At 40.9% G+C, this 25,472-nt stretch carries 23 protein-coding genes; 1 reads left to right on the top strand and 22 read right to left on the bottom strand.

Annotated elements, in window-relative coordinates; all coding sequences use genetic code 11:
• Positions 1 to 25: 25 nt before the first annotated feature.
• The 7 genes from A6M13_RS05300 to A6M13_RS05270 all read right to left on the bottom strand — a co-directional run bounded on the left by A6M13_RS05300 (position 26) and on the right by A6M13_RS05270 (position 6,367).
• Entirely contained in the window at positions 26 to 670 is a 645-nt protein-coding gene (locus A6M13_RS05300; protein ID WP_066543529.1) for a hypothetical protein, read from the bottom strand.
• Positions 671 to 860: 190 nt separating this feature from the next.
• Positions 861 to 2,195 carry a type I glutamate--ammonia ligase gene (gene glnA / locus A6M13_RS05295; protein ID WP_066543527.1) on the bottom strand — a complete coding sequence of 445 codons (1,335 nt, stop codon included), beginning with the start codon at positions 2,193 to 2,195 and terminating at the stop codon, positions 861 to 863.
• A gap of 52 nt (positions 2,196 to 2,247) precedes the next feature.
• The gene (locus A6M13_RS05290; protein WP_066543525.1) at positions 2,248 to 2,628 is read right to left on the bottom strand and encodes a MerR family transcriptional regulator; all 381 of its coding nucleotides are present in this window, start codon (positions 2,626 to 2,628) and stop codon (positions 2,248 to 2,250) included.
• Positions 2,629 to 2,909: 281 nt separating this feature from the next.
• Positions 2,910 to 3,839 (bottom strand): 1,4-dihydroxy-2-naphthoate polyprenyltransferase, encoded by a 930-nt coding sequence (locus tag A6M13_RS05285; protein WP_066543524.1) that lies wholly within the window; start codon positions 3,837 to 3,839, stop codon positions 2,910 to 2,912.
• Positions 3,840 to 3,929: 90 nt separating this feature from the next.
• A complete protein-coding gene (locus tag A6M13_RS05280) occupies positions 3,930 to 4,412 on the bottom strand; it encodes a TlpA family protein disulfide reductase (RefSeq protein ID WP_066543522.1) in 483 nt (160 codons plus the stop codon).
• A 17-nt stretch (positions 4,413 to 4,429) separates the two neighbouring features.
• Positions 4,430 to 5,062, bottom strand: coding sequence for a VTT domain-containing protein (locus A6M13_RS05275; RefSeq protein ID WP_066543520.1), 633 nt, complete (start codon positions 5,060 to 5,062; stop codon positions 4,430 to 4,432).
• A gap of 54 nt (positions 5,063 to 5,116) precedes the next feature.
• The gene (locus tag A6M13_RS05270; protein ID WP_066543518.1) at positions 5,117 to 6,367 is read right to left on the bottom strand and encodes a methionine gamma-lyase family protein; all 1,251 of its coding nucleotides are present in this window, start codon (positions 6,365 to 6,367) and stop codon (positions 5,117 to 5,119) included.
• 168 nt (positions 6,368 to 6,535) lie between these two features.
• On the opposite strand from A6M13_RS05270, the gene A6M13_RS05265 reads away from it, so the two are divergent.
• Positions 6,536 to 7,141, top strand: coding sequence for a trimeric intracellular cation channel family protein (locus tag A6M13_RS05265; protein ID WP_066543515.1), 606 nt, complete (start codon positions 6,536 to 6,538; stop codon positions 7,139 to 7,141).
• A gap of 57 nt (positions 7,142 to 7,198) precedes the next feature.
• Here the strand turns inward: A6M13_RS05265 and A6M13_RS05260 are convergent, their stop codons facing one another.
• From A6M13_RS05260 to recA, 15 genes are all read right to left on the bottom strand, one after another.
• Entirely contained in the window at positions 7,199 to 7,501 is a 303-nt protein-coding gene (locus A6M13_RS05260) for a rhodanese-like domain-containing protein (protein WP_066543513.1), read from the bottom strand.
• A 61-nt stretch (positions 7,502 to 7,562) separates the two neighbouring features.
• Positions 7,563 to 7,799: an RNA chaperone Hfq gene (hfq, locus tag A6M13_RS05255; RefSeq protein WP_066543511.1), complete on the bottom strand. Its 237-nt coding sequence runs from the start codon at positions 7,797 to 7,799 to the stop codon at positions 7,563 to 7,565.
• A gap of 62 nt (positions 7,800 to 7,861) precedes the next feature.
• A complete protein-coding gene (gene miaA / locus A6M13_RS05250) occupies positions 7,862 to 8,776 on the bottom strand; it encodes a tRNA (adenosine(37)-N6)-dimethylallyltransferase MiaA (RefSeq protein ID WP_066543509.1) in 915 nt (304 codons plus the stop codon).
• Positions 8,769 to 9,665 (bottom strand): alpha/beta fold hydrolase, encoded by an 897-nt coding sequence (locus A6M13_RS05245; RefSeq protein WP_066543507.1) that lies wholly within the window; start codon positions 9,663 to 9,665, stop codon positions 8,769 to 8,771. Before A6M13_RS05245 ends, miaA begins: the two co-directional genes overlap by 8 nt.
• 12 nt (positions 9,666 to 9,677) lie before the next feature.
• Complete coding sequence (gene mutL, locus A6M13_RS05240) at positions 9,678 to 11,564, bottom strand: DNA mismatch repair endonuclease MutL (RefSeq protein ID WP_066543505.1); 1,887 nt, start codon at positions 11,562 to 11,564, stop codon at positions 9,678 to 9,680.
• A gap of 15 nt (positions 11,565 to 11,579) precedes the next feature.
• Entirely contained in the window at positions 11,580 to 14,210 is a 2,631-nt protein-coding gene (gene mutS, locus A6M13_RS05235; protein ID WP_066543503.1) for a DNA mismatch repair protein MutS, read from the bottom strand.
• A gap of 127 nt (positions 14,211 to 14,337) precedes the next feature.
• The gene (locus A6M13_RS05230) at positions 14,338 to 14,772 is read right to left on the bottom strand and encodes a YlbF/YmcA family competence regulator (RefSeq protein WP_066543501.1); all 435 of its coding nucleotides are present in this window, start codon (positions 14,770 to 14,772) and stop codon (positions 14,338 to 14,340) included.
• A 14-nt stretch (positions 14,773 to 14,786) separates the two neighbouring features.
• Positions 14,787 to 16,301: a tRNA (N6-isopentenyl adenosine(37)-C2)-methylthiotransferase MiaB gene (gene miaB / locus A6M13_RS05225; protein WP_066543499.1), complete on the bottom strand. Its 1,515-nt coding sequence runs from the start codon at positions 16,299 to 16,301 to the stop codon at positions 14,787 to 14,789.
• Positions 16,302 to 16,343: 42 nt separating this feature from the next.
• Complete coding sequence (locus tag A6M13_RS05220) at positions 16,344 to 16,688, bottom strand: hypothetical protein (protein WP_066543497.1); 345 nt, start codon at positions 16,686 to 16,688, stop codon at positions 16,344 to 16,346.
• A gap of 108 nt (positions 16,689 to 16,796) precedes the next feature.
• Positions 16,797 to 17,663, bottom strand: a complete 867-nt coding sequence (locus A6M13_RS05215; protein ID WP_066543495.1) for a 2-oxoacid:ferredoxin oxidoreductase subunit beta — start codon at positions 17,661 to 17,663, stop codon at positions 16,797 to 16,799.
• Positions 17,664 to 17,665: 2 nt separating this feature from the next.
• Positions 17,666 to 19,399, bottom strand: coding sequence for a 2-oxoacid:acceptor oxidoreductase subunit alpha (locus A6M13_RS05210; RefSeq protein WP_066543493.1), 1,734 nt, complete (start codon positions 19,397 to 19,399; stop codon positions 17,666 to 17,668).
• A 232-nt stretch (positions 19,400 to 19,631) separates the two neighbouring features.
• A complete protein-coding gene (locus A6M13_RS05205) occupies positions 19,632 to 20,429 on the bottom strand; it encodes a TIGR00282 family metallophosphoesterase (protein WP_066543492.1) in 798 nt (265 codons plus the stop codon).
• A gap of 112 nt (positions 20,430 to 20,541) precedes the next feature.
• Positions 20,542 to 22,266, bottom strand: a complete 1,725-nt coding sequence (locus A6M13_RS05200) for an S-layer homology domain-containing protein (protein ID WP_066543491.1) — start codon at positions 22,264 to 22,266, stop codon at positions 20,542 to 20,544.
• A 140-nt stretch (positions 22,267 to 22,406) separates the two neighbouring features.
• The gene (gene rny, locus A6M13_RS05195) at positions 22,407 to 23,972 is read right to left on the bottom strand and encodes a ribonuclease Y (protein WP_083998228.1); all 1,566 of its coding nucleotides are present in this window, start codon (positions 23,970 to 23,972) and stop codon (positions 22,407 to 22,409) included.
• Between the two features lie 290 nt (positions 23,973 to 24,262).
• Positions 24,263 to 25,324, bottom strand: a complete 1,062-nt coding sequence (gene recA / locus A6M13_RS05190) for a recombinase RecA (RefSeq protein WP_066543489.1) — start codon at positions 25,322 to 25,324, stop codon at positions 24,263 to 24,265.
• Positions 25,325 to 25,472: the final 148 nt, after the last annotated feature.

Genomic DNA, 25,472 nt, shown 5'->3' with positions numbered 1-25,472 from the left:
GCTGTATGCAATAAACGTTTCGTTCTTAACGATGGAAATAATTAAAGCGCACATCGCGTTTTTCTCCGTCGCGATTATAGCCTTGTTGATCAAATCCATCTTTATCTAACCCAGCTTCGTTATAGCCTTCTCGATTATACCCTTGTCGATTATAGCCGTCTTTATTGTAGCCAGCAATTGTATAGCCGTCTTTGTCATAGCCATACTTATCATAGCCATACCGTGTATAGCCTTCGCGGTTAAATCCAAAGCGATTATAACCTTCTTCATCGTAGCCTTCTCGGTCATAACCGTTGCGATTATAGCCTGTTAGGTGGTGATAGCCATCCACATCATAACCATAGGCGTCTAATCCTTCTCGATTGTAACCCTGTTTATTGTAACCCTGTTTATTGTAGCCATCTCGATCATAGCCGTGACGGTTGTAGCCTCCACGGTCATAGCCTTCGCGGTCATAACCAAAGTAATTAAAACCATCTATATTGTAGCCTTCATCATCTAAAAACGTACCATTTTTATGGATTCCTTCATCATTAAATTCATGTCGTCTTGAATGATACAAGCGAACTACTTGCGAATGAGACTGATAAGATGCGCGTTCTTTCATTGCTTCATCTTCGGTAGTTTGCGATTGTTCACTAGACGTTTGCAGTGGAATAAGCCAACTCATCAAAAAAACTCCTTCAACTAAGTATTACACCCCCTATTTTCCCTAATCTTTACTAGTGTTGTCAATGCGACGAAGGTTTGTGTATTGATGTCTAAATCGTGTCATTCACTACTATTGTTATGAAATATTTCACCAACCGACCAAAAAAATAGTTCCATTAGCGTATAAATGCTAATGGAACTGCTTAAAATTAATACATTTTTAAATATTGGTCACGTTCCCATTGATGTACTTGTGTACGGAACATTTCACACTCAATTTCTTTTGCTTCTCGGAAGTTTGCATAGATGTGTTCACCTAATGCTTTTTTCGCTACTTCATCTTCTGCAAGTAATTGTAATGCATGTTCTAATGAAGCTGGTAAATTATCAATACCGTTTGCTTTACGCTCTGTTTCACTCATCACATAAATGTTGCGGTTAATTGCTGCTGGTGGTGTCGCTTGTTGACGAATACCTTCTAGACCAGCTTCTAAAATCACCGCCATCGCTAAGTATGGGTTTGCAGATGGGTCTACTGAACGTACTTCTACGCGTGTTGATACACCACGAGACGATGGAATACGAATTAATGGTGAACGGTTTTGTGCTGACCATGCTACGTAACATGGTGCTTCGTAACCTGGTACTAAACGTTTGTATGAGTTAATTGTTGGGTTAATAACCGCTGTGAAACCTTTTACGTGGTTTAACACTCCCGCCATAAATTGCATTGCTGTTTCTGATAAGCCTAGCTCTGTTGAGTCATCATAGAAAGCATTTTCTTTGCCTTTAAATAATGATACGTTAAAGTGCATGCCTGAACCAGCTTCACCGAATAATGGCTTTGGCATAAATGTAGCGTGTAAACCGTGTTTACGTGCGATTGTTTTTACAACTAATTTAAATGTTTGGATATTATCACATGCTTGAATTGCATCTGCATATTTAAAGTCGATTTCGTGCTGACCTGGTGCTACTTCATGGTGTGATGCTTCGATTTCAAAGCCCATTTCTTCAAGCTCTAATACGATATCACGACGACAGTTTTCACCTAAATCTGTTGGTGCTAAGTCGAAGTAACCACCGTGGTCGTTTACCTCAAGAGTTGGTTCGCCTTTAGCGTCTAATTTGAATAAGAAGAATTCTGGCTCAGGCCCTAAGTTAAAGTCTGTGAACCCTAGATCTTCCATTTCTTTTAATACGCGCTTTAAGTTCGAACGTGGGTCCCCCTCAAAAGGTGTTCCGTCTGGACGAGCAATGTCACAAATAAAACGTGCTACTTTGCCTTTTTCAGCTGTCCAAGGGAAAATCATAAATGTATCGTAATCAGGGAATAAGTACATATCTGATTCTTCAATACGAACGAAACCTTCGATTGATGAACCATCGAACATCATTTTGTTGTCTAACGCTTTGTCTAACTGGCTTACTGGAATTTCAACGTTTTTAATCGTTCCTAAAATATCAGTAAACTGTAAACGGATGAATTTTACTTCTTGTTCTTTGACTAAACGATGGATATCGTCTTTTGTGTATTTACCCACGAAAATGCACACTCCTAATAATGGTTTATAGTTTTTATCTATTTATACGAAACTATTGAAAGAATCGTGATAAATCGCCTTGTCGAATCGATGTTTTTTGCATGCGTTGCGCCTGACGCATCTCTTCGCGTAAAATACGTCGAAGTTCTGAATCTGAAATTTCTTCCGCTGCGCTTTCGCTCTCTGGCAAGTCTTTTAATGCAAAAACTTTTTTAATGCCTGCCATATTGATGCCTTGCTCTAGTAAATCTTTAATTTCTAGAAGGGTATCAACATCATTCAGTGAAAACATACGTCTGTTTCCTTCTGTGCGATGCGGCTCAATTAAATGATGCTCCTCATAATAGCGGATTTGACGCGCTGTTAATTCGGTTAACTGCATCACAATACTGATTGGTAACAATGGCATTGAACGTCGAATTTCACTACTCATCTACCTTCACCTCTCCTCTAGCTAGGTTCATCATACAGACTGTCAAAAACTTTGTCAAATCTATGTAAGAAAACCTAACATCATTTTCTTTTTATTCTAACACTAATGCGTATATTCTGTCTATTAATCAGCGAAAATGTTCCAAAATAAGCATTCACTTTGACATTTTTTGTTTTTTTATTCGTAAAAATAACAGGTCAAGCCATCGCAAAAAGGCAACTCTACAAAAGAAAGCATACACGAAATAACGAGTACATTCGCGTATGCTTCATTTTATATTATTATTTTAGTAATAATTCAATCGCTAGCCCAATCGACAGTAGCGCACCATAAAATGTATTTGTCAGTGCTGTTGATTTCATGGCTAAGCCCGTCACTGCTGGTTTCCCTAAACCTTCTTTAAAGCTTGTAAATGCTTTTAGAGGTTTTGGTAAGCTTACTAATACAAGCAATGCCCACGGTGTAATATCGCCTAATACGACTAATTGAATAATCCAAATGTATGCAAATGCAAAACCAATGCCTAGCACAAAAATCGCTTTTTTACGTCCAAGTAAAATCGGCAACGTCTTGCGTCCACCAATTGTATCTTCTTCAATGTCACGAATATTGTTCGACATATTGATTAAGCCGACTAACACACCCATCGGCACAGAAATAAACAAGCTTAACTCTGTAATGGTACCTGTTTGAATATACGTCGCAATTAAAATAAACGCCGTCCCCATAAATAAGCCTGAGAATACTTCACCAAATGGCGTATACGCAATCGGAAGCGGACCACCTGTATATAAATAACCTACCGCCATGCCTGCAAGCCCAATAATTAATAACATCCAACTCGTTTGAGAACAAATATAAATGCCAATAACTGCTGCAACCGCATATAGTAAAAAGGCAACCGTTAATACATTTTTCGGCTGTAGCCCGTGACGGACAATCCCGCCGCCAATCCCGACTGAATCAGCTGTGTCTAAGCCTCGTTTAAAATCATAATATTCATTGAATAAATTCGTCGCAATTTGTAAGCAAAAACATGCGATTAACATCGCGAAAAACATAACCCAGTTCATGCTTGCTTCAAATAATGCAATAACTGTCCCTAAAATAACCGGCACAAATGTCGCGGTCAATGTATGCGGGCGTGTCATTTGCCACATTAGTTTAGCGGGCGACAGTTGCTCTGCACCTGGTTTCGATGCAACACCCATAGTTAATCTTCCTTTCTATTCGTTCATGTTCAGCACATACCATTGTAGCATACAACAAAAAAGCTTGCTAGAAGTGAAGTCTAGCAAGCTTTAGTCCATATAAGTCGCAATTTGTTCGGCTGTAAGTGGACCACTAATTACCGCTGTAATCGTCCCGTTCTCATCTAAAAAATACGTCGATGGGATGGCTAAAACACCGTACTTTTTCGCAATGTCACCATCTTCATCGAGCACTACCGGAAACGTCAGTCCATATTCATCGGTAAATGCTTGTATTTTGTCGATCCCATAATCTTGGTCCGTCCGATTAATCGCAATCATTTCAATATCCGTTGCTTCGTCGTAATATTGCTGCATATGCGGCAATTCATCACGACATGGCCCACACCACGTTGCCCAAAAATTTAGCATGACACGCTTGCCTTTAAATGCCGCCAAATCAAGTTCCTCTTGCTGTAGTGTTGGCGCTGTAAACGACGGTGCCATACTGCCAACAACTGCTTGCTCTGCTTGTTGTTGCTGACACCCGACAAGCAACATACATACCATTGTCAAAACAGCAAACCACTTCACACAAACTCCCCCTTATGTTAGCGCTTACGTGTTCGTGCTTTTATCATAGCATAAATCGGTGGGATTATTGTCGTGAACATAATCGCGATAATGACCAGCATAAAGTTATCTTGCACCCACGGAATCGTCCCTAAAAAGTAACCAAGTACAGTACAACCCACACCCCAAATGAGCGCACCAAGCATATTGTAAAACATAAAATAGCGATAACGCATCTCACTCGCACCTGCAACAAACGGAATGAGCGAACGTAACACCGGCATAAAACGCGCTAATAAGACGGTAATGCCACCATACGTCTCAAAAAAGTGCTGTGCTTTTGCCATATTTTTTTTATTTACCATACGGCGTACCCAACGCATTTGTCCGCAATAACGACCAATCGTAAAGTTAAGCATATCGCCAAGCGTTGCAGCTAAAAAGAAGCCTACTACTAATAGCCAAATATTTAACTCCCCTAGCCCGGCAAATGTTCCTGCGGCAAACAATAACGAGTCTCCTGGTAAAAACGAAAAAATAATGAAGCCTGTTTCAGCAAAAATAATGCCGAATAAAATCACATAAATCCATGTACCAAAACGTTCTAATATATAATCAATTAATTCATCTAAATGCAGCACATAATATGTATACCAATCAATAAATTCCACGTAAAAAAAGCTCCTCTCCTCTACACCTAGACGAGAAAAGCTTTTAAAAGTTGCTTACTGTGCTGTAATTTTTTGTACAGCTGCACACGTGGCAAATTTAACGTGTTCATACGTTAAGCCACCTTGAATAAATGCTGTATATGGTGGACGAATTGGACCGTCCGCTGTTAGTTCAATACTTGACCCTTGTACAAATGTGCCCGCTGCCATAATAACATCATCTTCATAACCCGGCATATACGCAGGCTCTGGTGCAAAATGAGCATTAATAGGTGACGCTGCTTGAATTTCTTGGCAAAACGCAACCATTTGCTCAGCCGTTTGGAATGACACCGACTGAATTAAATCCGTACGTATTTCGCTATAATGTGGCGATGTGGTCATACCAACTTCTTCTAACATAGCCGATGTGAAAATTGCGCCTTTTAGCGCTTGTGCTACAACATGCGGTGCTAGGAAGAAACCTTGGTAAAAGTCCGCTAATGTATTTAATGTAGCGCCCGCTTCTGCACCAATGCCTGGCGATGTCATACGGTATGCACATTGTTCGACTAAATCCGCACGTCCTGCGATATAGCCACCAATTTTCGCTAAACCGCCACCTGGGTTTTTAATGAGTGAGCCTGCCATTAAATCTGCCCCTACTTCTGTTGGCTCTTGCAGCTCAACAAATTCGCCGTAACAGTTATCGACGAAAATAATGGCTTGTGGTGCTAATAGACGAATTTTCGCACACATGTCTTGAATTTGTGCGATTGTAAACGATGGGCGTGTCGCATAGCCTTTTGAACGCTGAATCGCAACCATTTTTGTGTTTTCTGTTATAGCTGCTTCTACCCCAGCCCAGTCGATTTCTTGGTTATCGATTAAATCGACATGCTTATAACCAATATGGAAATCTTTTAATGAACCCGTATCTTTATCGCCACCGTCTACAATCGACTGCAATGTATCATATGGTTTCCCTGTAATATAAACAAGCTCATCATTTGGACGTAGCACACCAAATAAGCTTAATGTAATCGCATGTGTCCCTGAAATAATTTGGGGACGGACAATCGCCGCTTCTGCACCGAAAACTGTCGCATATACGCGCTCTAAATTGTCACGACCTTCATCGTCATAGCCGTAGCCTGATGACGGATTTAAATGGAAATCACTTACTTGATGCTTTCGAAAAGCACTTAATACTTTTTGCTGATTAATAAACGCGCGCTCATCAACAGCACGGTGGTACGGATATACTTTTTCTTCTACTTTTTGCGCAAGCTCGATTGTTTGCGTACTTAAACTCGATGTAAACATATTTTCTTACTCCTATTGCTATTAATTTGTCATTCTATCAATGTACCACATTCTCTCACGTTTTGGGACAACGAATCACTTGTGACAGAAATAGAAAAAAACATAGTGCATTTCGAAAAAGTTTGCTACAATCTTGGCAGTATGTAAAAAGGAAGGACGTATGATGACATGGCTTGGGAAGTGTTCAGCATTATTGGTACGATTGCCTTTGCAATTTCAGGTGCCATTATTGCAATGGAAGAAGGCTATGATTTATTTGGAGTCTATTTACTCGGCATCGTAACTGCGTTTGGTGGCGGTGCAATCCGTAATCTGTTAATCGGACTACCCGTCTCCACTTTATGGAGCCAAGAAATGATGTTCCAAGTTGCCTTATTTTCGATCACGCTATTTTTCTTATTTCCACATCGCCTACTGTCGCACTGGCATCGTTGGGGGAATTTCACCGATGCAATCGGTTTATCTGCATTTGCCATTCAAGGCGCTCTACATGCTGTTAATTTAGGTTTACCGCTCAGTGCAGCCATTGTAGCTGCGGTATTAACAGGATGTGGTGGTGGTATTGTACGTGATTTATTAGCACAACGAAAACCACTTGTATTACGCGATGAAATTTATGCTGCTTGGGCCATTTTAGCAGCGATTGCGATTTGGTTTGGCTTAGCAGTGTCCGACATTGCCTTATATATTGTGTTCGTCGTCATTACGGCTTTACGTGTACTTTCTTATACACGCAAATGGCAACTTCCATTTCGGAAGCTGCCGATTAAATAAAAAAGATGTGCTGAGCAACTGCCCAGCACATCTTTTTCTATTAGCGCATCACGTTCATTATTTGAACTCTAACTCGCCATCGTATGCTAACATACCGCCTTCAAGATTTGTTACATCAAAGCCTTTTTCTTCTAAAATCCCACATGCTGATTCGCTACGGCGACCTGCACGACATACTAAAATGTATGGTTTTGTTGCATCTAATTCATCAGCGCGCTCGGCGATTTGACCTAGAGGAATATGTACAGCACCAGGAATCATTCCTTCAGCTACTTCTTCATCTTCGCGCACGTCGATAATGTATAAATCTTCGTTTGCATCTAATAAGTTTACGATTTCTTCCGTTGACATTACTTTCATTATGCTCTTGCCTCCAAAATAATTAGTACATTTTTTATTATACGCTTAACGAACAAAAAGTCTATGCTTCTTGTTCACCTTCGCCATTCAAAGGAACGGGCTTTGAGGGTGCAAATGTGGAAATGGCATGTTTGTAAATAAAATGCTGCTTCCCGTCTACTTCAAATAATACCGTAAAATTATCATATGATTTGATGTATCCTTTCAGCTGGAAACCATTCAGTAAAAAGACTGTCACTTGTACATTATTCTTACGTAAGTAATTTAAAAATGTTTCTTGCAAATTAATGGATTTCACAAAAAGCCCTCCTTATTTGTGCGTCAATACACTTATTCGGGTTTTCCACATTAAATCCCTTCTTAAACCTCTTCAGGAATGAAATATTTTTCAATTTCTGAAAAATCTTGCCCAATCCACTTTACATTTAGCTTATTGCGTAAATACGTGAGCTGACGTTTTGCATAGCGACGTGAATTTTGTTTAATCGCTTCAATCGCTTCATCACGCGTCAACAGCCCATCAAAATACGCATATAACTCCTTATAACCAATCGCTTTAATCGACTGTACATCGCGAATACCACGGTCATATAAACCGCGCACCTCTTGCTCTAGCCCGTTCTCGATCATCATATCAACTCGTACATTAATACGTTTGTATAAAAGGTCACGTGGCCAATCCATCCCAATAATGAGATGGTTGTATAATGGCGTGTCTCCCTGCTGATGCGCTTCACTCGATTTCTGCACGCCGCTTGCTTCAATCATTTCGATAGCACGTAGTACACGACGCGTATTGTTCGGATGAAGCTCAGCTGCTGTTTTCGGGTCTAGCTGTGCAAGACGTGCGTGCATTGCTTCAGGACCGACGCGCTCTAGCTCTTCATAATACGCTTGGCGACGTGCTTCATCGACTTCATCTTCGGTAAAGCGGAAGTCATACAGCACCGACTGCACATATAAGCCCGTACCGCCAACAATAATTGGCAACTTCCCGCGCGCTTGAATATCAGCAATTTTCGCGCGTACAAGCGTTTGATACTCGGCGACCGAAAAGCTATCGGTCGGTTCTTTAATATCGATTAAATGATGGACAACCCCTTCCATTTCTTCGGGTGTAATTTTCGCTGTCCCTATATTTAATTCTTTATACACTTGCATCGAGTCGCCGTTAATCACTTCTCCGTTATACTTCTTCGCAAGCTTAATACTAAGCGCTGTTTTACCAGACGCAGTTGGGCCAACAATTGCCACAACATCAATTTGTTTATTCATATAACCACCGTTGTATATATGCGATTGTATTCGCACGATTTTTTTCATTTAAAATTTCATGGTGCATATTGGCCACTAAACACACTTGCACATTCGTTACATCTGCTTTAACGTAATGCTTCGCCACCTTCCACACGTCTTTTCCGTAATGTCCAACCGGGTCTTTATCACCGCTAATTAACAAAATAGGAATATTAGGTGTTTGTTGTAGCGCTCTTTTCGTATGACCACTTCGCATGCCACCAAGTAAATCAGCATATAGCTGATTCGTTGACACAAAACCACAATACGGGTCTGCTCGGTACGCATCGACAGCTTCTGCATTTGCCGCAAGCCAATCGCTCGGCGTACGCACTGGTTGAAACGCACGGTTAAACTGACCGAATGACAGTTTATCCATCCACTGACTTGGCACATCTGCCCCTTGCCATGATGCAAGCCGCATCGCAAGCTGTTTGCCTACTAGATGGAGCGCGGTCGTAGCACCTGTGCCACATAAGAGTAATTTCGTTAGACGGTGCGGATAGAGCTGTGCATAACGCTTCGCAATAAATGACCCCATACTATGCCCAAACAATATAAACGGTGCATGAATATGTAATGCTTGTGTCACCGCTTCGACATCACGTACCACTTGCGTAAAACCATCTACTGCTGCAAAATAGCCAAATGGCATATCATTTGCCTCCGCTGTTTGACCGTGCCCTCGGTGATCGTGCGCCGACACATGATAACCCACTTCAGCAAGTTGCTCTGCAAAGTATGCATAGCGCCCACTATGCTCGCTCATACCATGCAATACATGAATATGCCCACGCACTTCCCCTTTGGCTTGCCACTGGCGTACAAAAATACGCGTACCATCTTCTACCGTAATAAACTGTTCCATGTCGACCGCCTCCTACATGACACGCTTAAACATCTTCTCAATTTCATACGTTGTAAAATTAATGAGCACCGGACGACCATGTGGACATGTAAATGGATGCTCACATTGACGTAAATCATTGATGAGCTTTTCCATTTGCTCCTTCGTTAAATAGTAATTCGCCTTAATCGACTTTTTACAGCTCATCATAATCGCGGCTTCTTCACGTAATTTTTTTATATCCGTTTTCTTAAAGCGTAACACTTGCTCCAATAAATCTTCAATAATCTCTTGCTCCATACCTTTTGGGAACCAGCTCGGATGTTCACGCACAATAAATGAGCCTTGTCCAAAGTCTTCTAAAAACACACCGACTTGCTCTAGCTCTGCGCGGTGTTCACGTAATGCAAGTGCTTCGTCTGCTGCGTAATGAAATGTCAGTGGTAACAGTAACGCTTGGCGTTCATTCGCATCGACCTCGCCCACTTTATCACGAAAATATTCGTATTTAATGCGTTCCTGTGCCGCATGCTGGTCAATTAAATAAAAGCCCTCTTCCATTTGTGCCACAATATACGTCCCGTGAATTTGCCCAACGATTTCAACAGCTGGGAAATGCTCACGATCTTGTTCCACATCAATCGGTTGCTCATACGCATCGATAACCGTTTCTTCGGTAGTCGTCGGTTGCATAATTGGTGACAATTCTTCCGCCACTTGACGCGGTTCATATGCCTGTTTTTCAATAACCGGTGCACTGTAAAGCTCCTTCGCTACATCCCGCTGCTGTGGGGTCATCGTAGACGTTGTTGTCGTTGCTGCTAAGCGCTCCGAAACTTGCTGTAAACGTGACGTGTCAAAGCTTGGCTTAAAGATATTCATCTGCTCAGATGGTACTTTTACCGGCTTTTGTGGTTTCACCGCTTCAGGTACGCGGTGCACTGCGCGAATTGCCTCACGAATCGTACGCTGCACAAGCTCCATTAGTTCTGTTTCTTTGGACAAACGAATTTGATGCTTCGCTGGATGAACGTTAACATCCGTTAAATAAGGGTCGCCTTCGACAAACAGCACGACAATTGGAAAACGTTCAATCGGTAAAAACGTATGGTACGCATCGACAATCGCCTTTTGTGCTAAAAAGTGCTTGACCCAACGTCCATTGACAAAAATCGACATATAGTTTTTCGACGCACGTGTAACTTCTGGCAGTGTCGCGTAGCCCGAAATGCGATAATCATTTGATGCACCTTCAAAACGAATCATTTTTTTCGCATTTTGGATGCCGTAAATCGACGCTAGCACTTGCTGTACATTGCCACGCCCATTCGTTTGTAGCAATAACTGGTCATAATGCATGAGCTTGAACGCAATATCGGGGTTACACAGTGCTAAACGGTTCATTAAATCAATCGTATGTCCAAGCTCCGTTTGAATCGTTTTCATATATTTTAAACGAGCAGGTGTATTGAAAAACAGTTGGCTCACGGTCATATCGGTACCACGACGTGACGGTGCTGCGTGACGCTCTTTTAATTGCCCGCCTTCTAGTACAATATCAATACCCGATGTACCATCAAAGGTTTTCAAATGAATTTTTGAAACCGATGCAATCGATGCTAATGCCTCACCACGAAAGCCAAGTGTGCGAATACGAAATAAATCATGCTCATTGACAATTTTACTCGTCGCATGACGCGCAAACGACTTCATCGCATCTTCCTCATCCATGCCACTGCCGTTATCCGTTACTTGGATTTTCGCGAGCCCCGCTTCCTCTAAAAACACTTCAATTTGTGTGCTGCCTGCATCAATCGCATTTTCAACTAATTCTTTCACGACAGATGCTGGGCGTTCAACTACTTCCCCTGCTGCAATTTTATTTGACAGCCATTCGTCCATAATATGAATTTTCCCCATCATCTTCACCTCGTTTTATTTTCGTAATAATTGTTGGAGTTCATTTAATAATTGCAATGCCGCAAATGGTGTTGTATTCATAACATTACACTGCTCAATTTGCGCAAGTGCTTCTTTTTGCTGTGGTGTTAATCCCTCTTCACTAAACAATGACAGCTGCTGTGCATCATCTTGGACAACTGGCTTTTCAACGACGCGCTCTACAATGACTTCAACTGGTTTTTCAACAATCACTTCAACAGGCTTCTCAACGATTTTTTCAATCACTTGTACATCGCCACTTTGCGCTTCAAACGACGTTAGTAACACACGTGCACGCGCTAAAATCGGCTGTGGTAACTGCGCAAGTTCCGCCACATGAATACCATATGATTGGTCAGCTGCACCGGGTTTTACCTTGTGTAAAAAGACGACTTTGCCATCTTGCTCCGCCGCTGCTACATGGACATTTGTTAAGCGTGGTAATACGTCTTCAAGTGCTGTTAATTCGTGATAGTGCGTTGAAAATAACGTATTCGCCCCAATTTCTTCATGAATATATTCCATCATTGCCTGCGCTAAACTCATACCATCATACGTTGATGTACCACGTCCAATTTCATCAAATAACATTAAGCTGTTTTTCGTCGCATGCATAATCGCATGTTGTGACTCCATCATCTCGACCATAAATGTCGACTGTCCTGACGCTACATCGTCTGCCGCACCGATACGCGTAAAAATTTGGTCCGTAATCGGTAGCACCGCTTCATCGGCTGGCACATAGCTACCCATTTGCGCTAAGACGATAATAAGCGCCACTTGACGCATATACGTACTTTTACCCGACATATTCGGTCCGGTAATTAAATACATATTACGCTCTTCTTCTAATACGCAGTCATTCGGTACATATGTCTGCTTACCCAGCATTTTTTCAACGACTGGGTGACGTCCATTGATAATGTGCATTGCTCGTCCGTTATGGAATGTTGGCTTCACAAAATGATATTTCTCTGCAATGTATGCAAAGCTCATATACACATCGAGTTCACTCAGCTGTGCGGCTAATGCTTGCACACGTGGAATATAGCCTTTCATCGTTTCGCGAATCTCTACAAATAGCTGATATTCTAATTCTAAGCTTTCTTCCTGCGCATTTAAAATAAGCGCTTCTTTTTCCTTTAGCTCCTGCGTAATATAACGTTCTGCATTCGCTAACGTTTGCTTACGCTCATAACGCGTTAAATCCGCATGCTGCACATGTGATTTTGTCAGCTCAATATAATAACCAAAAATACGGTTATAGCCGATTTTTAAATTTTTCACACCGGTAATGTCGCGCTCACGCTGCTCAAGCTGGGCGATCCAGTCTTTGCCGTTACGCGAAGCATCGCGCAATTCATCTAAACGCACATTGTAGCCGTCGCGAATCACATCGCCTTCTTTAATCGTTAACGGTGGCTGGTCTGTAATAGCACTTGCTAAAAACGCTTCAATATCTGCACACGCATCCAAGTTCGCGCCAAATTGTTGCAGCACTGCTGAATTTGCTTGCTGTAATTGGTGCTGAATATGTGGCACTTGACGCAATGAATCACGCAGCTGTGCTAAATCGCGTCCACCGACACTGCCAAATGCAACGCGTCCGGCTAAACGCTCTAAATCATATACTTTTTTCAGTAAATCTTGTAGCTCTGCACGGACAAAAAATTCATCTAAAAAGTCGCCAACAAATTGCTGTCGCTGTTCAATTAAACGTTTACTGGCAAGTGGCTGGTGCATCCATTGCTTCAGCTTTCGCCCGCCCATTGCTGTTACCGTTTCATCAACAAGCCATAGCAACGTCCCTTTCGTATCGCCACCACGAATCGATTGAATTAACTCTAAATTGCGCTTCGAATTTGTATCAATACGTAAAAAGTTCGTCGCTTCATTGTACGTAAAGGTTTGTAAATGCGATAACGCACGCATTTGTGTTTGCATCACATACGAGAGTAATAATGCGCATGCTTGTTGCATATACAGTGGTACATCAATAACAAACGGTGCTACCTGCTCATCTGCCATACGCTCGTTTGCAATCGATAATACAATACCCATCGTTGCTGCCTGCTCAACAAGTGTATGGTATAGGCTGTCTGCTACAACTAACTCTTTAATATTGTACGCTAGCAGTTGATTGAGCAGTGCACGTTCATCGCCATCGACCATCATCGCCGTCGCTTCACCTGTCGTCACATCTAAATATGCCAGTGCATAGCCAGCTGATTCTTGTGTCGTCGCTGCTAAATAATGATTGGTTTTCCCATCTAATGCTTTTCCTTGTGTAATCGTCCCCGGTGTCACAAGTTGTACAACTTCACGCTTAACGACACCTTTTGTCATTTTAGGATCTTCTACTTGCTCACAAATAGCTACTTTATAGCCTTTTGACACAAGTGTTTCGATATATCCTTGTGCTGAATGATGTGGCACACCGCACATCGGAATACGGTTCTCGCCATCTCCTGCTCGGCTCGTTAATGTAATTTCTAGTAATTGTGATGCGCGTTCTGCATCCTCGAAAAACATTTCATAGAAGTCGCCTAAACGGAATAGCAGAAATGCATCTTTATATTGTTCTTTAATTGATAAATATTGGACCATCATTGGCGTGTGTGCCATCGTTAAAACCTCACTTACGTAAATTCAAGATTTCTTTATTATAACAAAAAAAGCACATCCCTGCGCTTTGCGTGCCTAAACAAAAGAAGTGGTACCGCTTCGTCGTTGAAACGGTACCACATCGTATTTATGAACAACTTCCCGGCGTTGCGTTGGCAACCTTTGAACCTGTTTCGCCGCGCAATAAATCGCCTTCTGTTGCTTCAATAATTTCATTTGTCACAGTGTTCGCAATGCTGTTCGACACAAGTTGTAAAATATGATTCACATCGACTTGTGACTGCTTGAACTGTTGCACAATTGGCAGTGCATCAATTTCAGCTTCGATGGCGTCAATTTTTTGTTCCATTTTTAGCTGGGCATTTTCTTTCCCTAAATGCTGAAAATTAACAGCTTGCTTTTGTAGTGTTTTCAGTGATGCAATCTTTTCACGAACAAATTGATTTTCATTGAGCTGTGCTTCTGCTTGCTTAAAAAATGCAACCTCTTCTGTATTCGCAATCATATGGGCGATTTCCTTTGCCTTTTCGACAATTTGGTCTTTCGTATAATACGTTGACATGTATAGTCCCCCTTTTATTTCACTACTTCGATAAACTCCCCTTGCAATGAGTGTGTTTTCGCTTCGACAACACGTACATGTACAAGCTTACCAACTAATTCCTCTGCAGGAACGTCCGCTTCAAAGTTTACAAGACGGTTACTACGTGTGTAGCCGGCTAATACGTCGTCACGACGCTTACTGCTACCTTCCACTAACACTTCGACAACTTGTCCTTCTAGCTTTTTCAGCGCTTTTCCAGAAAACTCTGCAACGACATCATTTAAGCGATGTAAACGGCTCTTCTTCTCTTCGTCCGATACATTATCAACCATTTTTGCAGCCGGTGTCCCTTCACGTGGTGAATAAATGTACGTAAACGCCATATCAAAGCCAACTTGACGATATAAATCAAGCGTCTCTTCAAATTGCGCCTCCGTTTCATTCGGGTAACCAACAATAATATCTGTCGTTAATGTTACATTTGGCATCGCTACTTTAATTTTATCAACTAACGCTAAAAAATGCTCGCGCGTATATTTACGTGCCATAATTTTTAAAATATCATTTGAACCTGATTGTACCGGTAAATGAATATGTTCAACTAAGTTGCCGCCTTTTGCTAACACTTCGATTAAATGGTCATCAAAATCACGTGGGTGACTTGTTGTAAAGCGAATACGCGGAATATCAATCGTACGTAATTCATCCATTAAGTCGCCTAAACGATACGTCGAATCTTCAAAATCTTTCCCGTACGCGTTCACGTTTTGTCCAAGCAGCATAATTTCTTTATAACCTTGTGCTGCTAGCTCGCGCACTTCTTGAATAATTTCTTCTGGACGACGAGAACGCTCCTTTCCACGCGTATACGGTACGATACAATACGTACAGAATTTATCACAGCCGTACATAATGTTTACCCATGCTTTAATGGAACCATTACGTTTTTTCGGAAGGCTTTCAATGACGTCACCTTCTTTTGACCATACTTCAACGACCATTTCTTTTGATAAATACGCGTCTTTTAAAATATTCGGTAAGCGGTGAATATTATGCGTACCAAATACCATATCAACATGTTGGTACTGTTTTAAAATTTTGTTTACAACCGCTTCTTCTTGTGACATACAGCCACATACCCCAATTAACATATCTGGGTTTTTACGTTTGTATTTTAGCAGGAAGCCAAGCTCTCCAAATACTTTGTTCTCTGCATTTTCACGAATGGCACACGTATTTAGTAATACGACATCTGCCTCTTCAATATTTGTTGTCGCTTCATAGCCAAGGCTCGCAAAAATCCCTGCCATTACTTCTGTGTCGTGCTCATTCATTTGGCAGCCGTACGTACGAATATAAAACTTACGTCCGACACCCATTTGTAAAAACGCCTCATCAATCGTGAAATCTTTATGATATTTAATATCTTCTTTCCCACGTTTTTTTGCGTCTTTTAATGATGGCGCTGTAAATACTTTCTCAAAATATTTACTGTAGTCTTTTGGCTCCTTCACCTGTTGACTTGCGCGTCGTTGTTCCTCATTCATATTGTTGTATAAACCCCTCTCAAACAAATAACTAAAGCTTTATTATAGCGAACGTGGCTGCTCTCCGACAACCTCTGCACGACTCGCTAACGTTAAAAATGTCACACATAATTTCACAACTTGTGACCATTTCATATCATACTGCCATTCAAACTGATGCTTTGGCAACCGTAGCACATCGTCAAACACATCTTTTACGACGATACCACGCTGTTTCGTGTATGCAATAAACGCTAAAAAATAACTATAGTCTTGTGGTTTTGGTGCGTGGTATGCGAGCAATTTTTCCAAACGCTCTGAATGTGAATTCGCCATCGCAAATAATCGCTCTACTTGCTGTTCAAACTGCGCATCTCGTCGCTGTAAAAAGTCAATAATTTCCGTCATACCATCACCTCCTCCCTTCACTGTAACGAAAAAAGAGCGACACGACAACTATGAACATCGATAAATAAAAAAGAGTGTTCGAGAAATTTCTCTCGAACACTCCGTTACTTACATAAATTCTTTCACAAAGACATCAAATTGGTCAGCTGATAATGAAATATCAATATCCGTTAATGGCAATTCAGAGTAGCCTTTAATTTTCTCTTGGTACGATGTTGTTTCTGTATCATGATAAATTAAGCCTGTTACTAAACCTTCATGTGCCATTACTGTTTGCATCGCTTGCTCACGGTTATGTGGGTCATAACCTTCCACTTCTGATAGCTTCGTTAAGTTTTCTTTAAACCAATCATATGTGTTTACTTTATTGTATGTGACACATGGTGAGAACACGTTAATAAATGAGAACCCTTTATGATTTAAACCAGCTTCGATTAGCGCTGTTAACTCTTTAATATCTGTCGAGAAGCCTTGTGCGACAAATGTTGCACCTGATGTTAATGCGACTTCAAGTGGTTTTAATGACGGCTCAATTGCACCACCTGGCGTCGACTTCGTAATAAAGCCCGCTGCTGAACGTGGTGATGTTTGCCCTTTCGTTAAACCGTAAATTTGATTATCCATTACGACATACGTAATATCAATATTACGACGAATCGCGTGAATGGTATGCCCCATACCAATCGCAAATCCATCACCGTCACCGCCTGATGCGATAACTTTTAAATCTTTATTTGCCATTTTTAAGCCTTGTGCAATTGGTAATGCACGACCATGAATACCGTGGAAACCGTATGAGTTAATATAGCCTGAAATACGACCTGAACAGCCAATCCCTGAAATAACAGCTAATTCTTCCGGCTCATAGCCAACGTTTGCTGCCGCACGTTGAATTGCTGCTTGTACCGAGAAGTCACCACAGCCTGGACACCAGTTTGGCTTAATGCTGTTACGAAAATCTTTAAATGTTGCCATAATTAGATGCTCTCCTTTACAAGTTGTGCTAATTCACGTGGTAAGAACGGCGTACCGTCATATTTTAAAACGTTTGCGATTTTTTGATGTGCGCCAACGTTCATTTTCAGCATATTGGCAAGCTGACCTGTCGCGTTATTTTCCACCACAACAACACGTTTTGCGCTTTCCACAAGTGGACGCATTTCTTCTGCTGGGAATGGGAAAATTAAACGAACATGCGCATGATTCGCCTTAATGCCCTCTTCGGCTAGCTTATCAATTGCTTCTTCAATCGTACCGCGTGTTGAGTTAAATCCAACGATTAATACATCCGCTTCTTCATGCGGTGCGTTAATATGCACAGGTTTATCGAATGTTAAATGCTCTAATTTACGGAAACGTTTATCCATTTGCGCACGACGGTTGCCTGTCGCTTCTGATGGCTTCCCTTGCTCATCATGTTCGACACCTGTTACATGGTGAATACCACCTTTTGTACCTGGTAACATACGTGGTGATACGCCATCTTCTGTTACCTCAAAGCGTTTGAAATATTCTTTCGTTTCTTCATCTTCTACGCTTTCAACAATTTTCCCGCGACGAATTTCAATTTTGCTGTAATCAAACGGCTCCACTGTTTGCTTACCTAATGATAATTGTAAATCCGTCATAATGATAACTGGTAATTGTAATTCTTCTGCGATGTTGAATGCTTGAATCGTATCATAAAATGCTTCTTCACCTGTTGAAGGTGCGATAACCACTTTCGGAATTTCACCGTGTGTACCGTACACCATTGCCATTAAGTCTGACTGCTCTTGCTTTGTCGGTAAACCTGTTGATGGGCCACCGCGCTGTGTATCAATAATCACAAGTGGTTGTTCGGTCATCCCTGATAAACCAATGGCTTCCATCATTAATGATAAACCTGGACCTGCTGATGCTGTAAAGGCACGTACACCACCGAAGTTTGCACCAATTGACATCGTTGCAGCAGCAATTTCATCTTCCGTTTGAATAACCGCTCCACCAACTAGTGGCATTTTCTTAATCATATATTCCATAATTTCAGATGCTGGTGTAATCGGATATGCTGCCATAAAACGAGAGCCGGCTGCTAATGCGCCAAGTGCTACGGCATCATTCCCAATCATAAACATACGGCGCTTGCCATCTGCTGGTACTAATTCCCATGCACCGACACGCTCGCCAATTTGTGCGACAACTTCTTCACGACCACGTTTAATCGCTTCTAAGTTTTTCGCAACAACTTCTTCCCCTTTACGGCCGAAAATTTCATCGACAACGCTTTGGAATACTGCTTCATCTAAGTTAAGTAACGCAGCTGTTGCACCAATGGCTACCATGTTTTTCATCAGAGATGTGCCAAGTTCTGCTGCGATTTCTGTAAAACCAATCGCATATAATGGCGCTTTACTATCTTCAGGATTAACCGGCTTAAATTTTGCATCCGCTAAAATAATGCTGTTTGCTGTTAATTCCTGATAGTTCACATCGATTGTTTCTTGGTCAAATGCGACTAAAATATCTAAATCGTCAGCAATCACCTGTACTGGTGTTGGACGTACTGTAATTTTATTGTTCGTGTGGCCACCTTTAATACGAGAAGAGAAATGACGGTATCCATATAAGTGATATCCTAAACGGTTCATTGCCGTTGAGAAAATTTCACCTGTACTTTCAATCCCTTCACCTTGTTGCCCACCGACTTTCCACGAAAGCTGATGTAACATGTAAACATCTCCTTAAATATATATATAAATTTCCTTCATAAGTTTAACATGAAGAATAGTGTTTCTCTATTGTTTCTATTGGTTTTTTGTAAATTTCAGTCGTTAGGCCGAAATGAATTATTCGTAAAATGACAAAATTCTGTCACTTTACTTTTATAAAGTGAGTTATTTTTTTCAACTCACTATGTAAAAGAAGGGTTGCCTAAGCATATGCTTAAGCAACCGCTACTCTTTATGGCTGGAACGGATAATCCGCATTAATATAGATGCGCTCTTGGCGTAATGCTTTACCTGTTTTGTCGTCAATTTCAACAAAGAATGCACTTAACACATCGCGACCTTTTTTCGGTACTTCAAAGCGTTGTGGCATTTGCGTTTGGAAACGATAAATAACATTTTCCTTTGTCATCCCTAAAATTTCATCATACGGACCTGTCATACCTACGTCTGTAATATACGCTGTTCCACCTGGGTAAATACGTGCATCGGCAGTTTGTACATGTGTATGTGTGCCAACAACTACTGAAGCACGACCATCTAAATGCCAACCAAGCGCGATTTTTTCACTCGTTGCTTCTGCGTGGAAATCTACAAATACAAGTGGTGAAATTTCTTTCGCTTCCGCTACTAGCTCGTCCGCTTTTGCGAAGGGGTCATCATGTGGTGGTAAAAACGTACGACCATGTAAGTTAATGACCGATAATGTCACACCATTTTTCGAAACTTGCACCATTCCTTTACCTGGTGCATCCGGTGAGAAGTTAGCAGGACGGATTAAATAATCTGCATCGTCAATAAACTCAAAAATATCACGATTATCCCATGTATGGTTCCCCATCGTAATCACATCGACACCCATTTGTAATAAATCATTATAAATAGAACGCGTAATGCCGCGACCTGCTGCTGCATTCTCTCCATTTGCAATGACAACATCCACTGCATATTTCTTTTTTAAACGAGGTAAATATTTTTCAACGGCATCTCGACCAATTGAACCTACGATATCCCCGATAAATAAAACTTTCATTTCATCACTCTTTCTCCAATAGATACCGTTTATTATAGCGTTTTTTACGTGCGTTGTAAAAATACAGAAAAAGAAGCGACAAGCATCACTGCTTGCCGCTCCGTTCATGCAATTATTGTACGTCGATTGTGTACGTTAATGCTGTGTTATTTGAGAATGTCAGCTTCACTGTTACATCTGCAAGATCTTTTGCTAATGTACCATCTGTTACATCTGCTGCAATTTCTTTACGTGCTTCATTTGCATCATTAATTAACGCCTCAATTGTTTGATCTAAAGAAGCTGATGCATTCACTGTAATTGTTTGTGTATCAAAATCTGTTGATGTAATTTCAATTGTGCGTAATGCCGTTAATGCTGTTAGTTGAGGTGTTGTGTAGCTTACATTTTTAATAAATGTCAGTGCACCACTACCTTGTTCACCTTTTAATGATTCTTGTAGCTCGTAAGCTGTTGCTGCTTTGTCGTTTACGTCAATTGTAACTTTACCACCGCCGTTTGTAGTTGAACCTAAAACCGGTGTTACAGTTGCATATTTCGCTACAATATCTGCATATGTTTCGAAACCAGCTGTTGCTGATACCGTTCCTAAAATTGACTCAAGTGCCGGCTCGTAGTTTGTTGGGACGATAACACCGCCGCCACCGCCGCCTGGAGGAGTTGGTGGTACTGGAGGACCGTCACCATACTCTTCTGTTGGGATTGTATTTAAGTTTGGTAGACCTGTTACGACAGAACCTGGTGTTACACCTTTAGGTAATGTAATTTTGTCTACGCGGTTATTGCCAGAGAATGCCGCTTGCGCATTTATGCCTAACACTAAGTTACCAATTTCGCTATCCGCGATGTTTGCTTTCACATTGTCAGCTACTTTTAATTCATCCGTTTTCACGTTTTTCACTGTAACACCAGTTGCAGCTACTTCTAGGTTTGGAATGTGTAAACCATCACCATCAAATGTTGTGTTAGGTGCTTTTAATTTTAACGATTTTACAGCTTTAATCACGTTGCCGTCTTTTGACTTTTGAACAGTTAATACCACTTCAGCACCTAATAAAGCTGGTGCATTATCTGTGCCAAATAATTTCGCTAATTGCGCATCTGCACGGTATTCAACGCCGTCAATTGTAATAACGCCTTCAAAGATTGCTGCAATTGTGCCTGATACTTCTACAAGCTCAAATGCGACTGCATCTTCTGCACGAATAATAAATGATGATAATTGTGCACGTGTCACGTTTGCACGTGGGCTATATGTTGTTGGTGTTGTACCAACTGTTACACCGTTATCATATAATGCTTCGATGTCATTTTTGTACTCAGATAATGCGATATCTGTAAATGGTGAAACTTCATCGTCAGCTGTTAATTTGAAGGCACGTTGTAAGATTTTCGCCATGTGACCACGTGTTAAAGTTGCATCTGGACGGTATGTATTGTCTTCATAACCTTCAATGATGCCCTCATCTACTAACGCTGCAATTGCACCGTAGTATTGGAAATCCGTTTTAATATCTGTAAAGTTTGGGTTTTGTACATTTTTCGTATCCAGCCCTAAAATACCAGCAATCATTTTTGCCGCTTGACCACGTGTTACACTTTGTCCTGGCTTAAATGTACCATCTGGGAAACCTTTTACAATGCCACGTTGTGCTAGCTCTGTAATCGTTTCATAATGACCGTGTGTCGTTGGAACATCTGGGAATGCTACTACTGATGTTGAAGTAGTTACTGCCGTATTTGTTTCAGCTGCTTGTGTTGGTGCCGCCACCGCTACTGTTGATACCGCTACTAATGATGCGACTGTTGCCGCAACAAATTTATTTCGTTTCGTCATATTCCAAAATCCTCCTTTAATTGTATATACATTACTTTACCACATATAATTTCATATGTAAAAAACAAAAGTTATGGATAAAATTGTATCAGAATAATAAAAAGGCAAAAAAGAACTAGTTCTCTTTTGCCTTTTTTTAACTATTTAGCGTACTCTACAGCACGTGTTTCACGCAATACGGTAATTTTAATATGACCTGGATAATCTAACTCTTCTTCGATACGTTTGCGAATGTCGCGCGCTAATCGATGTGCAGCTAAATCATCAATTTTTTCTGGTTGAACAATAATACGTACTTCACGTCCTGCTTGAATTGCAAATGACTTTTCAACCCCATCATATGACTCTGAAATTTCCTCAAGCTTTTCAAGACGGCGAATGTAGTTTTCTAATGTTTCACTACGAGCACCTGGTCGCGCTGCTGATAAAGCATCTGCTGCTGCAACTAATACAGCAATAACCGATGTCGCTTCTGTATCTCCATGATGCGAGGCGATACTGTTAATAACAACTGGATGTTCCTTGTATTTTGTTGCAAGTTCCACACCAATTTCAACGTGACTACCTTCCACCTCATGGTCAATCGCTTTACCGATATCATGTAGTAAACCTGCACGTTTTGCTAACGTGACATCCTCGCCTAACTCTGCGGCTAATAAGCCCGCTAAGTGTGCCACTTCGATTGAATGTTTCAGTACGTTTTGCCCATAACTTGTACGGTACTTCATACGTCCTAAAATTTTCATTAAATCTGGATGTAGATTATGAATACCTACTTCAAATGTCGTTTGTTCACCTGTTTCACGGATTTGTTCATCCACTTCACGGCGTGATTTTTCTACCATTTCTTCAATACGTGCTGGGTGAATACGTCCATCTTGCACTAATTTTTCAAGCGCTAAACGTGCCGTTTCACGACGAATTGGATCGAAGCCTGATAAAATAACCGCTTCTGGTGTGTCATCAATAATTAAATCAATACCTGTTAATGTTTCAAGCGTTCGAATATTACGACCTTCTCGACCAATAATTCGACCTTTCATTTCATCATTCGGTAACGTAACAACAGATACTGTTGTTTCAGCTACATGGTCTGCTGCAAAACGTTGTAATGCAAGCGATAAAATTTCACGCGCTTTTTTGTCTGCGTCTTCTTTCGCACGCACTTCTGCTTCTTTTGTTAGTACAGCAATATCTGTTGATAATTCTTGCTCTACTTCACGTAAAATAACGGCTTTCGCCTCTTCACGTGTAAGTGCCGAGATGCGTTCTAGTTCAGATTGTTGCTGTGCAACAAGTTGTTCCACTTTGCTTTCCATCTGCTCAATTTGCTGTTGTCTTTCAGCTACAGCTTGATCTTTACGCTCTAACCCTTCTTCTCTCTTATTTAGAGCTTCATCCTTACGATCTAAGTTTTCTTCTCTTTGTAATAAGCGATTTTCCTGCTTTTGAAGTTCGAAACGACGTTCACGAATGTCATTTTCTGCTTCAGTTCGAAGTTTGTGAGTTTCATCCTTTGCTTCCAATAGCGCTTCTTTCTTTAAAGCCTCCGCCTCACGTTTTGCCTCGTCGACAATTTGCTCAGCGACAAACTTCGCACCATTGACTTTTGATTCATTCACTTGTTTCACGTAGAAATAAACAACAACGGCACCGACGATGATACCAAGCACTGCGGAGATGATGATTGTAATGATTTCTGGCATTCGAACACCTCCTCTTGCTATGTCAGTTCATGTTCAATTGTTACGTATGATCCATACGCATTTTCATTTCAAATGTAAGAAATTATACAACTTTAATTGTAAATGTAACGTTGCCATACTGTCAAGAACACGCGGACTTCCTGCCTAACTTTGTCGTCGTTCTTGCTAAATTGCCATCAATTTTTCGATAGTTTTATCTATTTACCGTAAAAATAGGATCATTCATTCGTTTTTGTGGAAAAAAAGAGAGCTGCCCTAAACGTATTTGTTGGACAGCTCTCCTAAAAAGATTATTCTTTATCGTCTAATAATGAAAACTCTTCATCTTTTTCTGACTCATCATGTGCTGCGATGACATAATCTGCTGCACCGATACCGTATGATTCACGAATTTTATTCGATACATCTTCACTAATTTGTGGATTTTCTTTTAAGAATTGTTTCGCGTTTTCGCGCCCTTGACCGATACGCTCACCATTGTACGAATACCAAGAACCGCTCTTTTGAATGACATCTAATTCTGCCCCAATGTCAACAATTTCACCTTCTTTAGAAATCCCTAAGCCGTACATAATGTCTACTTCTACGGTGCGGAATGGTGGTGCTACTTTATTTTTCACCACTTTAATTTTTGTTTTGTTCCCGATAATGTCCGTGCCTTGTTTAATCGCTTCTGCACGACGTACTTCTAAACGTACAGATGAATAGAATTTTAACGCACGTCCACCTGGAGTTGTTTCCGGGTTACCGAACATAACACCAATTTTTTCACGAATTTGGTTAATGAAAATGGCTAATGTGTTTGATTTATTAATCGCACCTGATAATTTACGTAACGCTTGAGACATTAAACGCGCTTGTAGACCCATGTGAGAGTCACCCATTTCGCCTTCAATCTCAGCTTTTGGTACTAATGCTGCTACTGAGTCAACAACGATAATATCAATCGCACCCGAACGTACTAATGCTTCTGCGATTTCTAATGCTTGTTCCCCTGTATCTGGCTGTGATAATAATAAGTCATCAATTTGGACACCTAATTTTTGAGCGTATACTGGGTCTAATGCATGCTCTGCATCAATAAATGCAGCTGTACCACCGTTTGCTTGTACTTCTGCAATGGCATGTAACGCAACAGTTGTTTTACCTGATGATTCTGGGCCGTAAATTTCAACAATACGTCCTTTTGGATATCCGCCTATTCCTAGTGCTGCGTCCAATGCTAATGAACCTGATGATGAAGCGCTCACTTGTCGGTCTGTCGCCTCACCTAATTTCATTACCGAACCTTTACCAAATTGTTTTTCAATTTGTTTTAAAGCCATTTCTAATGCTTGTTTACGATCGCTCATATACTGTGCGTCCTCCTTCGTTCTTCTCAATTAACTATATTTAAAGTATAACTTGTTTCATTGAAACATTCAAGCAAAAAGCGAACATATTTTCGATTTTGTTCAAATTTAAAAATTACAACTACCTTTAAATTATAGCTTTTTTCAC

The sequence above is a fragment of the Caryophanon tenue genome (assembly GCF_001700315.1).
Classification (GTDB): Bacteria; Bacillota; Bacilli; order Bacillales_A; family Planococcaceae; genus Caryophanon; species Caryophanon tenue.
This window is presented reverse-complemented; position numbering and strand designations above follow the sequence as displayed.

Coding starts and splice junctions, on each gene's coding strand:
- A6M13_RS05300 (WP_066543529.1), bottom strand. CDS start 670: ATGAGTTGGCTTATTCCACTGCAAACGTCTAGTGAACAATCGCAAACT.
- A6M13_RS05290 (WP_066543525.1), bottom strand. CDS start 2,628: ATGAGTAGTGAAATTCGACGTTCAATGCCATTGTTACCAATCAGTATT.
- A6M13_RS05285 (WP_066543524.1), bottom strand. CDS start 3,839: ATGGGTGTTGCATCGAAACCAGGTGCAGAGCAACTGTCGCCCGCTAAA.
- A6M13_RS05270 (WP_066543518.1), bottom strand. CDS start 6,367: ATGTTTACATCGAGTTTAAGTACGCAAACAATCGAGCTTGCGCAAAAA.
- A6M13_RS05265 (WP_066543515.1), top strand. CDS start 6,536: ATGGCTTGGGAAGTGTTCAGCATTATTGGTACGATTGCCTTTGCAATT.
- A6M13_RS05260 (WP_066543513.1), bottom strand. CDS start 7,501: ATGAAAGTAATGTCAACGGAAGAAATCGTAAACTTATTAGATGCAAAC.
- miaA (WP_066543509.1), bottom strand. CDS start 8,776: ATGAATAAACAAATTGATGTTGTGGCAATTGTTGGCCCAACTGCGTCT.
- A6M13_RS05245 (WP_066543507.1), bottom strand. CDS start 9,665: ATGGAACAGTTTATTACGGTAGAAGATGGTACGCGTATTTTTGTACGC.
- mutL (WP_066543505.1), bottom strand. CDS start 11,564: ATGGGGAAAATTCATATTATGGACGAATGGCTGTCAAATAAAATTGCA.
- mutS (WP_066543503.1), bottom strand. CDS start 14,210: ATGGCACACACGCCAATGATGGTCCAATATTTATCAATTAAAGAACAA.
- A6M13_RS05230 (WP_066543501.1), bottom strand. CDS start 14,772: ATGTCAACGTATTATACGAAAGACCAAATTGTCGAAAAGGCAAAGGAA.
- miaB (WP_066543499.1), bottom strand. CDS start 16,301: ATGAATGAGGAACAACGACGCGCAAGTCAACAGGTGAAGGAGCCAAAA.
- A6M13_RS05220 (WP_066543497.1), bottom strand. CDS start 16,688: ATGACGGAAATTATTGACTTTTTACAGCGACGAGATGCGCAGTTTGAA.
- A6M13_RS05215 (WP_066543495.1), bottom strand. CDS start 17,663: ATGGCAACATTTAAAGATTTTCGTAACAGCATTAAGCCAAACTGGTGT.
- A6M13_RS05210 (WP_066543493.1), bottom strand. CDS start 19,399: ATGTTACATCAGCTTTCGTGGAAAGTCGGTGGGCAACAAGGTGAAGGG.
- A6M13_RS05205 (WP_066543492.1), bottom strand. CDS start 20,429: ATGAAAGTTTTATTTATCGGGGATATCGTAGGTTCAATTGGTCGAGAT.
- A6M13_RS05200 (WP_066543491.1), bottom strand. CDS start 22,266: ATGACGAAACGAAATAAATTTGTTGCGGCAACAGTCGCATCATTAGTA.
- rny (WP_083998228.1), bottom strand. CDS start 23,972: ATGCCAGAAATCATTACAATCATCATCTCCGCAGTGCTTGGTATCATC.
- recA (WP_066543489.1), bottom strand. CDS start 25,324: ATGAGCGATCGTAAACAAGCATTAGAAATGGCTTTAAAACAAATTGAA.